The 10,919-nt window shown below is 70.5% G+C and carries 13 protein-coding genes and 1 pseudogene; 10 read left to right on the top strand and 4 right to left on the bottom strand.

All coding sequences use genetic code 11. The annotated features are described in order from the left end of the window. The first annotated feature begins 115 nt into the window (after window positions 1-115). Window positions 116-781, top strand: a complete 666-nt coding sequence (locus tag K0M70_RS01880) for a DUF3014 domain-containing protein (protein ID WP_290778539.1) — start codon at window positions 116-118, stop codon at window positions 779-781. Window positions 782-841: 60 nt separating this feature from the next. Continuing rightward, entirely contained in the window at window positions 842-1,627 is a 786-nt protein-coding gene (locus tag K0M70_RS01875) for a YiiX/YebB-like N1pC/P60 family cysteine hydrolase (protein ID WP_290778537.1), read from the top strand. Window positions 1,628-1,637: 10 nt separating this feature from the next. Here K0M70_RS01875 and bla read toward each other — a convergent pair whose 3' ends face one another. Next, a complete protein-coding gene (gene bla / locus K0M70_RS01870; protein WP_290778534.1) occupies window positions 1,638-2,522 on the bottom strand; it encodes a subclass B3 metallo-beta-lactamase in 885 nt (294 codons plus the stop codon). A 158-nt stretch (window positions 2,523-2,680) separates the two neighbouring features. Between bla and K0M70_RS01865 the strand changes: the two genes are divergently transcribed. The 3 genes from K0M70_RS01865 to K0M70_RS01855 are packed head-to-tail and all read left to right on the top strand — an operon-like array spanning window position 2,681 to window position 5,634. Next, window positions 2,681-3,835 carry a GGDEF domain-containing protein gene (locus K0M70_RS01865; RefSeq protein WP_290778531.1) on the top strand — a complete coding sequence of 385 codons (1,155 nt, stop codon included), beginning with the start codon at window positions 2,681-2,683 and terminating at the stop codon, window positions 3,833-3,835. A gap of 48 nt (window positions 3,836-3,883) precedes the next feature. Then, window positions 3,884-4,927, top strand: a complete 1,044-nt coding sequence (locus K0M70_RS01860) for a class I SAM-dependent methyltransferase (protein WP_290778528.1) — start codon at window positions 3,884-3,886, stop codon at window positions 4,925-4,927. Continuing rightward, window positions 4,924-5,634, top strand: coding sequence for a pseudouridine synthase (locus K0M70_RS01855; protein WP_290778525.1), 711 nt, complete (start codon window positions 4,924-4,926; stop codon window positions 5,632-5,634). Before K0M70_RS01860 ends, K0M70_RS01855 begins: the two co-directional genes overlap by 4 nt. A 29-nt stretch (window positions 5,635-5,663) precedes the next feature. On the opposite strand, the gene K0M70_RS01850 is transcribed toward K0M70_RS01855, so the two are convergent. Further along, entirely contained in the window at window positions 5,664-6,146 is a 483-nt protein-coding gene (locus K0M70_RS01850; protein WP_290778522.1) for a YajQ family cyclic di-GMP-binding protein, read from the bottom strand. Window positions 6,147-6,340: 194 nt separating this feature from the next. Here K0M70_RS01850 and K0M70_RS01845 point away from each other — a divergent pair, with 194 nt between their 5' ends. Continuing rightward, window positions 6,341-7,210: an RcnB family protein gene (locus K0M70_RS01845; protein ID WP_290778520.1), complete on the top strand. Its 870-nt coding sequence runs from the start codon at window positions 6,341-6,343 to the stop codon at window positions 7,208-7,210. A 57-nt stretch (window positions 7,211-7,267) separates the two neighbouring features. Here K0M70_RS01845 and dinB read toward each other — a convergent pair whose 3' ends face one another. Continuing rightward, a complete protein-coding gene (gene dinB, locus K0M70_RS01840; RefSeq protein ID WP_290778517.1) occupies window positions 7,268-8,344 on the bottom strand; it encodes a DNA polymerase IV in 1,077 nt (358 codons plus the stop codon). A gap of 41 nt (window positions 8,345-8,385) precedes the next feature. Here dinB and K0M70_RS01835 point away from each other — a divergent pair, with 41 nt between their 5' ends. Further along, window positions 8,386-9,075: a sterol desaturase family protein gene (locus K0M70_RS01835; RefSeq protein WP_290778514.1), complete on the top strand. Its 690-nt coding sequence runs from the start codon at window positions 8,386-8,388 to the stop codon at window positions 9,073-9,075. Window positions 9,076-9,167: 92 nt separating this feature from the next. Here K0M70_RS01835 and K0M70_RS01830 read toward each other — a convergent pair whose 3' ends face one another. After that, window positions 9,168-9,596 (bottom strand): PepSY domain-containing protein, encoded by a 429-nt coding sequence (locus K0M70_RS01830; RefSeq protein ID WP_290778511.1) that lies wholly within the window; start codon window positions 9,594-9,596, stop codon window positions 9,168-9,170. A gap of 126 nt (window positions 9,597-9,722) precedes the next feature. On the opposite strand from K0M70_RS01830, the gene K0M70_RS01825 reads away from it, so the two are divergent. The 3 genes and pseudogenes from K0M70_RS01825 to K0M70_RS01815 form a co-directional block, all read left to right on the top strand. Further along, window positions 9,723-10,034 (top strand): PepSY domain-containing protein, encoded by a 312-nt coding sequence (locus tag K0M70_RS01825; RefSeq protein WP_290778509.1) that lies wholly within the window; start codon window positions 9,723-9,725, stop codon window positions 10,032-10,034. Then, window positions 10,034-10,696 (top strand): response regulator transcription factor, encoded by a 663-nt coding sequence (locus K0M70_RS01820; RefSeq protein ID WP_290778506.1) that lies wholly within the window; start codon window positions 10,034-10,036, stop codon window positions 10,694-10,696. The genes K0M70_RS01825 and K0M70_RS01820 overlap by 1 nt, the downstream gene beginning before the upstream one ends. Then, window positions 10,693-10,919, top strand: a pseudogene (locus K0M70_RS01815) (hypothetical protein); the annotation flags it as partial. The gene K0M70_RS01820 and the pseudogene K0M70_RS01815, both read left to right, overlap by 4 nt.

The raw sequence follows: 10,919 nt of genomic DNA, 5'->3' as shown, positions 1-10,919 counted from the left end.
GGGGGGCGCGGGGGCGGGCGGGGGGGCGCGGCTGGGCCACTCCTGCGCGGGGGGTGGGGCGGGGCGGGGGGAACCGGGCTACGGGCCGGGGCCCGCGGGGGCGGCGCCGGACGCTTTGCCCGCGCCGCCTGGCCATCCCATCGCACAGGTTCCCGTGCTGCCCGATGCGCCCACCGAGCCGCTGCCGCTGCTGGACCAGAGTGATGCGTTTGCGCTGGCCGCCCTTTCCGAAGCGGTGGGCGGCGACCTGGGTCCGTGGCTGCGCCCGGAATTCCTGCTGCCGCGCTTCGTGGCCACCGTGGACGCACTGCCGCGCAAATCGCTGACCCAGCAGATCTACGTGGCCCGGCCCGTCGCCGGCCCGCTGGCGGTCGCTCAGGCCGATTCGCGGCTTTGGCTGGACGACGCCAACGCAGCGCGCTACGAGCCGGCGGTGCGCCTGTTCGAGGCGCTCGATTCAAGGCGCCTGGTGTCGGCATACGTGCGCTTTTATCCGCTGCTGCAGCAGGCCTATCGTGACCTGGGCGTGCCCGACCGGCAGTTCAACGACCGCCTGGTGGAGGTGATCGACCACCTGCTGGCCGCGCCGGAGTTCACCGGCCCGATTGAGCTGGTGCCGATCGACGGCACTCCGCGCCTGGCCTTCGCCGATCCGCGGCGCGAGTCCGCTTCGGTGGGCCACAAGGCCCTGTGGCGCCTGGGCCCCGACCGCGCCGCCCGCGTGAAGGCCAAGCTGGCCGGGCTGCGCGAACTGCTGGCGGGGCAGCGCCCGGTGGACTGAGACGGCCCGCGCCGGCCGCTTGCGCTAGGCTGTTGGCCTGACCTGGGCCGGGGAGCCAGCATGTCGCCGCTGCAATCGTTGGGTCGCCGGATCGCGGCCTTCCTGGCCAAGCCGCGCGAGCGCAACAGCCATATCCCGACCAGCCCGGTCGCCCAGTTCGCGGCCACGCTGCGCAAGGGCGACGTGGTGCTGGTGGAGGGCAGCAGCCGCTTCGCCAGCGCCATCAAGTACCTCACCCAGTCCACCTGGTCGCACGCCGCGCTCTACATCGGCGACACGCTGGGACCGCCGGCGCCCGGCGAAGAGCCCAGGCTGCTGGTGGACGTGGACGTGGTGGAGGGCGTGCGCACCATCCCGCTGAGCACCTTCGCCGGCCTGCACACGCGCATCTGCCGGCCGGTGGGGCTGGGCGAGGCCGAGGTGGAGGCGCTGGTGCAGTTCATGCTTTCGCGCAAGGGCATCACCTACGACCTCAAGAACATCTTCGACCTGGCGCGGTACTTCATCCGCACCCCGCCGGTGCCGGGTTCGATGAAGCGGCGGATGCTGTCGCTGGGCAGCGGCGAGCCGACCAAGGCGATCTGTTCGACCCTGCTGGCACAGGCGTTCGAGTCGATCCGCTATCCGATCCTGCCCGAGGTGGCGCTGGTGGACGCGGACTCGAAGGGGGCCCGGCGCGCGGCCCGCGAAATCCTCTTCATCCGCCACCACAGCCTTTACGCGCCGCGCGACTTCGACGTGTCGCCGTTCTTCCAGGTGGTGAAGCCACGGCTGGCCCAGGGCTTCGACTACCGCCAGCTGGAATGGCAGTCCCATCCGGCACCCGACGCCGACGCCAGCGGCTGAGCACGGCGACTCAGTCGGTGCGCGTGGCTTCTTCCGCCAGGCGCTGGTCCAGCCATTGGCTGCCGAACGCGGCGTAGTCGCGGCAGGACTGTGAGTCGAAGAAGGCCGGCTCGTCTGCACCGGCGTCGCGCGCCGCGGCCTTCTCGAACAGCCGGGGCGGGCCAGGGTGCGCGGACACCACCAGGTCGCAGTCCAGCGCGCCCATGCGCGCCAGCGTGGCGCGGAACTCGGCCGTGCGGGCCGCGTCGTCGCTGAAGCGGAAGCCGGGGGCCGACACCGCCGTAATGCTGTCGGCATACACCAGGTCGCGGCAGTCGCCCGCATCGCAGCTGCGCCAGGTCCACGTGCTGCCGCCGGGGGTATGGCCGGGTGTGGCGTGCATCGTCAGGGTGACCGTGCCCAGGGCGAGGGTGTCGCCATCGGCCAGCACGGTGACCTCGGCCACGGGCGGGAAGGCGTTGGCCTGCGGGCCGTAGCCGACCTGCGGGTCGTCATGCGGCGCGTTGCCCAGCTTCAGCGCCTGCGCGCCGCGGGCCGTGCTGGCCACCCGCGCCCCGCTCATGCGCTGCAGCGCCGCGATGCCGCCAGCGTGGTCGTAATGCGGGTGCGAATTGAGGATCCAGCGCACGTCCTCGAGCGCGAAGCCCAGGGAGCGCACGTTGGCCGCGATCAGGGGCGCCGACTGCGGCAGCGCGCCGTCGATCAGGACCAGGCCGTCGCCCGTGTCCACCAGCACCGCGCTGAGGCCTTCCGTTCCGACGTACCAGCTCCGGCCGTGCAGCAGGAACGGCGCGCGCGGCTTGTTCCAGCCCGGGCAGGCCTTGCATTCGATCGGGGTGAGGTCGGCGGGCGTGGCGGCCAGCACGGTGGCCAGCAGGGCAGAGGCGATCAGCATCGTGGAGGAGTCTCGCAGTTTGGGCGCGCCAGTGTTGCCCGTTTACCCCGGGCGCGTGAAGGCCCGGCTCCGACTTGACGCCATGCCGGCGCTGGCCGACTGTGGCGGCAAGGGCTGGCCGCAGGGGCGGCAAGCCCCGAACCGCGGACCCGATACGCGTGAAAGCATCCGACCGCCGCGCAGGCCCCGGCCTGCCTGACAGCCAAACCGCCGACTGGCGGTTGCGGCAGGTCGTGGGCGACACCTACCAATTGTCCAAGGTGGGTGGGTTTCTCTATCTGTTTGGCTGGGCGGTCATCGCCTGGCTGGGCGGGGTGATGGCGTTTGCCCCACGGGTGGCGCTGGCGATCTTCGCGGGTTTCCTGGTGCTGGCCTGGCTGCGGCTGTGGATGCGGCCGCCGGCCGAGGGCAACGCCGCGGCTTATCGGCGCTGGCTGCTGCATTTCGCGGTGGTGCTGCCGCTGGCTTCGGCGCTGTGGGCGGGCGTGCAGGCCTGGATCCTGCTGGAGGGGCGCTTTGACGGCGAAACGCGCATGGTGTCGCTGATCGCGACCATCGGCTACGCCACCGTGTTCGCCAACGTGTATTCCACCGTGCGCCACCTGGCCGCGGTGGGCGTCTGCGTCCTGTTCGTGCCGACCCTGGTCGTGCTGTGGAGCCAGCCGGAGGATCGGGCGCTGGCGCTGGCGGTGTCGTTCTACGGGCTGTACCTGGCCGGCGCACTGGTGCGCAGCCACGCCGAGTACAGCCGGCGCCTGCGGCTGGACCTGGAGCTGCGTGAACAGCGCGACCTGTACGAAAACCTCAGCCGCACCGACGCGCTGACCGGGGTCTTCAACCGCCGGCATTTCACCGCGCGCCTGGACCAGTTGGCCGAGCGCGCGCAGCAGGGCGGGCCCTCGTTCTGCCTGCTGATGCTGGACGTGGACCACTTCAAGCAGGTCAACGACCGCCATGGCCACGTGGCCGGCGACGCCTGCCTGAAGGCCCTGGCGGATCGCATGCAGCGTGCGTTCGATCCACAGCGGGCCCTGCTGGCGCGGCTGGGTGGCGAGGAGTTTGGCGTGCTGTTCGAGGGAACCGGGGCCGAAGCGCTCGCGGCCGGCGAGGCGCTTCGCCATGACCTGGTGCTGCGACCGCTGGACTGCGACGGCCAGCGCATCACCGTGACGGTCAGCATCGGCCTGGGGGAGTTCGACGCGCCGGTGCATGGCGACGGCGAGGGTCTTTACCGCGCCGTGGACATGGCGCTCTACGAAGCCAAGGGCCAGGGCCGCAACCGGGTGCTTGCCCTCCGGCCAGCCAACGCTTGACCGGCGCGGCGGGCTAAAATCGCCGCTTCCTTTCCGGCGAGCATGCCCTTGGCCCCGGCCGCAGACGACCCCGCCCTCGAAACCCTGTTCCTGCCGCTGGTTTCGGGGGCCGTTGCGTGGCCGCGTGACGGGGGCGGCACCCTGTTCCTGCGCGCGCGCGCCGGCGCCGCGCTGGATGCCGCGCGCGGCCAGGTCCTGGTCTGCGAGCAGAGCTTCAAGCCTTGGGCGGATGCGCTGGCGGCTTCAGGCCAGCGCGCGGTTGACGCCGAGGCGGGGCGCTTCGAACGCGTGCTGCTGCTGGCGCCGCGGCAGCGGATGGAGTCGCGTGCGCTGCTGGCGCGCGCCGTGGCCCAGGCTGCGCCCGGAGGGGTGGTGGTGGCCTGCGCCGCCAACAACGAAGGCGCGCGTTCGATGCAGGCCGACCTGGCCCAGCTGGCCGGACCGCTTCATTCCCTGTCCAAGCGGCACTGCCGCGTGTGCTGGACCGCGCCGCTGGACGCTGCGGTGGACCAGGCGCTGCTGGCCCAATGGCTGGCGCTGGACGCGCCGCGCCCGATTGAAGACGGGCGCTTCCTCAGCCGCCCCGGCCTGTTTGCATGGGACCGCATCGACGCCGCGTCGGCCCTGCTGGCCTCTTGCCTGCCGCCTGACCTGGCCGGTCGCTGCGCTGACCTCGGGGCCGGCTTTGGCTATCTTTCCAGCGAAGTGCTGGCCCGGTGCCCCGCGGTCACGGCGCTGGATCTGTACGAAGCCGAAGCCCGCGCCCTGGCGCTGGCGCGCCACAACCTCGCCGCCGCCCGCGTGCCGGTCGGCTTCCACTGGCATGACGTCACCACCGGCCTGCCGGAAACCTACGACGCCATCGTCAGCAATCCACCCTTCCACCAGGGTCGCGCCGACGATCCGGGCCTTGGCCTGGGCTTCATTGCCGCGGCGCAGGGCGCGCTGCGCCCGGGCGGGCGGCTTTGGCTGGTGGCCAACCGGCACCTGCCTTACGAGGCTGCGCTTTCCAAAGGGTTCGCGCGGGTTCACACCGTCCGAGAGGGCGCGGGCTTCAAGGTGATTGAAGCCATCAAGGAGTCGGGAAAATGAAGCTGGTGAAGCTGATCGCCAACCTTGGCTACGGCAGCCGCAAGCAGGTGACGCTGATGTTCCGCGAGGGCCGCATCACCGACGACGGGGGCGAAGTGCTTTACGCCGACGACGCCGTCGCACACGCCCGGGTTCGCGTGGACGGCGAGCCGCTGGATCCGCCCCAGGGCCTGCTGCTGATGCTGCACAAGCCCACCGGCTACACCTGTTCCACCAAGGACCCCGGCCGCGTGGTGTACGACCTGCTGCCGCCGCGCTACCGCCTGCGCGACCCCCTGCTGTCCACGGTGGGCCGCCTGGACCGCGACACCTCGGGCCTGCTGCTGATGACCGACGACGGCGCGCTGCTGCATCGGATCACGTCACCCAAGGCGCAGCTGCCCAAGGTGTATGAAGCCGTGCTGGGCTCGGACCTGCGCGGTGACGAGGCCGAAGTGTTCGGCAGCGGCACGCTGATGCTTGAATCGGAGAAAACCCCGTTGGCGCCCGCCCTCATCGAGCCCCTGGACGCGCGCCGTGCGCGCATCACGCTGGTGGAAGGACGCTACCACCAGATCCGGCGCATGTTCGCCGCCGTGGGCAACCACGTGCACAGCCTGCATCGCCACACGCTGGGCGGGCTTGGGCTGGACGGGCTGCCGGCAGGGGAGTGGCGGATGCTGGACGAGGCCGATCGTGCGCGGCTGTTCGGCGGCGACGTTAGCTGAAACCGGCGCCGGATCCCGGCGCACCCGTTTCAGTCGCGGAAATTGTCGAACTGCAGCGGTATTTCCAGGTCGGTCTTCTTCAGCAGGGCCATGGCGTCCTGCAGGTCGTCGCGCTTCTTGCCCGTGATGCGCAGCTTGTCGCCGTTGATCTGGGCCTCGACCTTGAGCTTGGCTTCCTTGAGGCTGGCAACGATCTTCTTGGCCAGCTTCTGTTCGATGCCCTGCTTGATGGTGACTTTCTGGCGTGCACCGGCAAGGTTCACTTCCGGCTCGGCGGCGTCCATGCAGCGCATGTCGATGCCGCGGGCCGCCAGCCGGCCGCGCAGGATGTCGAGCATCTGCTTGAGCTGGAAATCACTGGGCGCCTTCTGGGTGACCACGAAGCCGTCCAGCTCGAAGCTGGCGTCCTGGCCCTTGAAGTCGAAGCGGGTGGAAAGCTCGCGGTTGGCGGTGTCCACGGCATTGGTGAGTTCGTGCTTGTCGACTTCAGAGACGACGTCGAAGGAGGGCATGCTGGCGGCTTCTGTGTGGCAGTGGCCGAATTCTAGCCCAGGCCGGGGGCCGTCGGCAGCTGACTGGCAGGCAAACGGCGCTGCGCGGCCCGGGCAGCGTTCAACACGAATTCAGATGCCCGGGAGCGATGATCCGCGCCGTGGACAGAGCGCTGGCCACGGCCCAGAAATCGAGGTGGACAATGAACAAGTTGATGCTCGCTTCCCTTTCCCTGCTGCTGGCGGGCGCTACTGCCTTGCCCGCCCAGGCCCAGGAACAGCGCCGCGGCGATCGGGAATTCTCCGGCCAGTCGGGTGAGCGCGGTGAGCGCGGAAACCGCGGCGAGCGCGGCGAACGGCGTGAGCGCCGCGGCGATCCGCAGGCCGACAACACCGGTGAACCGGTTCAGGCCATTGCCCCGCAGAGCCGTGTCGCGCGCCGTGATGGAAGCGGCAACGGCATCAGCGCCTATCGCGTGACGCCGGCGCAGGCCGCCATCGCCCAGGCACCGCAGCCCGTGCAGAACGATCGCCGCGACTTGCGTGCCGATGGCCGTGCCGACCGTCGCGAAGACCGTCGGGAAGACCGTCGTGATGACCGCCGCGACGACCGGAGCGACGACCGGAGCGATTGGTATGCCGATCGCCGCGAAGACCGCCGTGACGACCGCCGCGACGACCGGAGCGACTGGCGTGCCGATCGCCGCGACGACCGTCGCGATGACCGTCGCGACTGGCGTGAAGATCGCCGCGATGATCGCCGCGACTGGCGCGAGGACCGTCGTGACAACCGCTACGTGCGCCACAACGACCGTCGCTGGAACGGCAACCACTGGTATCCGCAGTACCGTTACCGGGCCCCGGTGCGCTACGTCTATCCGCGTGGCTACCGTTCCTACCAGTGGCGCGTAGGCAATCACCTGCCGCCGTCCTACTACGGCCGCAACTACTACGTGGACTACAACGCCTACCGGCTGCCGCCGCCGCCGTACGGCTACCACTGGGTGCGCGTGGACCGTGACGTGGTGCTGGTCGCCATCGCATCGGGCCTGATCCGCGACATCCTGTACGGCCTTTACTACTGATCCCTGCTGCAAGCACCCCAGGAAGGGCCGGCCATGCCGGCCCTTTCTTTTTGGGCGTCAATCGCTGAACAGGCTGGCCTGGGGCGGCAGTTCGTCGTGGCGGCGGAAGTTGGCCAGCCCCACGCCCACCAGCCGGTAGCGCACGCGCGCCGGCAGCTCCACCCGCGAACGCAGCTCCAGAGCGATGGCGATGACGTCGGCCAGCGATGCCGGCGGGCGCGCCGGCGTCAGGCTGCGGGTGAGGATGCGGAAGTCCGAGGTCTTGAGTTTGAGCACTACGGTCCTTCCGCTGCGGTCGGTCTCCCGCAGGGCGGCGGCCCAGGCCTTGGCGGCCAGGTGTTCGATCGCCCCGGTGGTGGCTTCCAGCGGCACATCGCTGGCAAACGTGTCTTCGGCCGACACCTGGGTGGTGGGGCGTTCGCTTTCCACCGGGTGTTCGTCCACGCCCAGCGACAGCTCGTGCAGGCGGCGGCCCCAGCGCCCGAAGCGTCGCTCCAGGTCGGCCAGCCCGTGCCCGCGCAGCTGGCCCACGGTGGCGATGCCCAGCTCCGCCAACCTGCCCTCCATCACCTTGCCCACGCCCGGCAGCTTGCCCACGGGAAGCGGCGCCAGGAAGGCCAGCGCCATGTCCGGCTTCACCACGAACTGGCCGTCGGGCTTGCGCCAGTCGCTGGCGATCTTGGCCAGGAACTTGTTCGGCGCGATGCCGGCCGAAGCCGTAAGCGAGGTCTCGGTGCGGATGGCGTCGCGGATGGCCTGCGCCACGGCGGTGGCGCTGGCCAGGTCCAGCTTGTTGGACGTGACGTCCAGGTAGGCTTCGTCCAGCGACAGCGGCTCGATCAGGTCGGTGTGGCGCGAGAAGATCTCGCGCACCTGGCGCGACACCGCCTTGTAGCGCGCGAAGTCGGGCGGCACGAAAACGGCGTGCGGGCACAGCTTCTCGGCGCGCAGGGCCGGCATGGCCGAGCGGATGCCGAACGTGCGGGCCTCGTAGCTGGCCGCGCACACCACCGACCGCGCACCGCGCCAGGCCACCACCACCGGCCGGTCGCGCAGGGCGGGGTCGTCGCGCTGCTCCACCGACGCATAGAACGCGTCCATGTCCACGTGCACGATCTTGCGGGGCGGGGCCATGGCGCTATTCTGGCGCAAGCCGACCCCTGGGCCACGCCTTCATGTCCGACCCAACTGCCACGCCGCTGGTCCTGCCCGAGGGCGTGGCGCGCTTCCGCGCCGAGTACCGCGCGCGCTTCATCCCGGCCGGCTACCGCGGCGGGGCGCATGCTCTTTTCACCTTCGGCGTCGGCGGCGCGGTGCTGGTGGCCTGCCTGCTGCAGCTGCAGGCGGTGCAGCCGCTGGAGTGGCTGGCGGCGCCGCTGTCGCTGGTGTACGCCAACCTCACCGAGTATTTCGGGCATCGTTTCCCGATGCACCGGCCGTTCCCGGGCCTGGGTCTGGTGTACCGGCGCCACGCCGGGCAGCACCATCGCTTCTTCACGCATGAGGCCATGCCGGTGGAGTCGGGCCGCGATTTCCGCGCGCTGCTGTTCCCGCCGGTGCTGGTGCTGTTTTTCTTCGGGCTGTTCGGGGTGCCGGTGTGGTTCGTGCTGGACTGGCTGCTGTCGGCGAACGTGGCTTGGCTGTTCATCGCCTCGGGCCTGGCCTATTTCCTGAACTATGAGTTCCTGCACGCCGCCTACCACCTGCCGCCGTCGCACCGGCTGGCGCGGCTGGGCCTGGTGCAGCACCTGCGCTGGCTGCACCGCACCCACCACGACCCGCGCCGGATGGCGCACTGCAATTTCAACATCACCTACCCGCTGGGCGACTGGCTGTTCGGAACGCTGCGGCGCGACCCGGGCTGAGCCCGGCCAGTGGGAAAACGGCCAGTCAAGCGCTGGACAGCCGAACGGGCCGCATGGGCGGCCCGTTCGGGGTACAGCCGGACGCCCGGGGATCAGTCGTCCACGGACTCGGACAGCAGCTTGCCGGTATGGGCGTTGATACGCAGCTCGACGCGCTGGCCGCTGGCGGTGATCGCGTCGGCTTCCCAGACGGCGTCGTCCAGGTCCAGGTCGTGCACGTCGCGGTAACCGGCCGCGGTGAGGTCGGCAACCACGCGTGTGGCCGGCAGCAGCGCACGGCCGCTGCGGTCGTCCATCAGTTCGCCGTTGGCCGCGTCCACGGCCACGTCGTGCCAGCGGCCATCGCGGCTGCGCACTTCGGCTTCCCACAGGCCGTCGTCGAACTCGATGTCGCGCACTTCCTTGTACCCGGCCGCGTTGAGCTGGCGAATGACATCGTCGGGGCCGTTCGCAGTCTGGGCGACGGTGTTGCCGGCGGCCAGCGAGAGGGCAAGGGCGAGGGCGATCGTGGTGGTCTTCATGGGTGACTCCTTGGGGGTGGACGGTGGCGGGAAGGTCCCGGTGCCGCCCACTATCCGCACCGCGATTAACGGGGCCATGATGCAGTCGTTCATGGAAGCGTTAATCGCCGCTGGCATGCTGTGCGCATGAAGAGGATGCTTCCCCCGCTCGCGTGCGTCGCCCTGGCCGCCGGTCTGCTGCTGCCGCTGGTGGCGCCGGCCGACGAGGGATCGCGGCGCGCGCGCGAGGGCGTTCGCAGCGGCGAGCTGTTGCCTCTCGAGCGCCTGCTGGCCGATGCGCTGCGCCAGCATCCGGGCGACGTGCTGGAAGTGGAGCTGGACGATGGCGAATACGAGATCGAGATACTGCGTGAGGACGGACGCGTGGTCGAACTGACTTTCGACGCGCGCAGTGGCCGATTGATCGAGTCCGAGTTCGACGACGAGGACGAGGACTGATGAGGATTTTGGTGGCTGAAGACGATGCGGCCCTGCGCAAGCGCGTCGCTGCGGCGCTGCACGAAGCGGGCTTCGCGGTGGACGCGGTGGCCGATGGTGGCCAGGCCGAGTTCCTGGGCCAGACCGAGGACTTCGATGCGGCTGTACTCGACCTGGGCCTGCCCGGCATGGACGGCCTGTCGGCATTGGCGCGCTGGCGCGATGCGGGCCGCGATTTCCCGGTGCTGGTGCTGACGGCGCGTTCGCGCTGGCACGACAAGCTGGCGGGCTTCAACGCCGGTGCCGACGACTACCTCACCAAGCCCTTCCAGCTCGAGGAGCTGATCGTTCGTCTTCGCGCTCTGATCCGGCGCAGCGCCGGGCACGCGCATCCGCGGCTGGCGTGCGGCCCGCTGGCGCTGGACGTCAACGCCGGTCGCTTCAGCCTGGCCGGCGACCCGCTGGCGCTGACTGCGCAGGAGTTCCGCATCCTCGCGTATTTCATGCACCACCCGGGCAAGGTCATCGGCCGGGGGGCGCTGGGCGAACATGTCTACGAGGGCGGCTTCGACCCCGACTCGAATGCCTTGGACGTGTTGATCGGGCGAATCCGCCGCAAGCTCGGCCCCGGCCTGCTGCACACCGTGCGCGGTCAGGGCTTCGTGCTCCGCGACGCGCCGTGACCATGCTGCGCTCGCTGCGCAGCCGCCTGCTGCTTGCCAGCGTGGCCGGCATCGCGATCGCTTCGCTGGCGGCCGCGTGGCTGCTGGGCGCGGTTTTCGAACGCGCGGCGATGGGCGCCTTCGAGCGCCGCCTGGCCGACGACCAGGTGACGGTGGTGGGCGTGGTGGCGCGGCGCGGGGGGGGGGGGGGGGGGGGGGGGGGGCCCCGCCCCCCCCCGCCGGC

It is taken from the genome of Arenimonas sp. (assembly GCF_019459675.1).
Classification (GTDB): domain Bacteria; phylum Pseudomonadota; class Gammaproteobacteria; order Xanthomonadales; family Xanthomonadaceae; genus Arenimonas.
The sequence above is the reverse complement of the archived record's forward strand: the minus strand, read 5'-3'. Positions and strand labels throughout refer to the sequence as shown.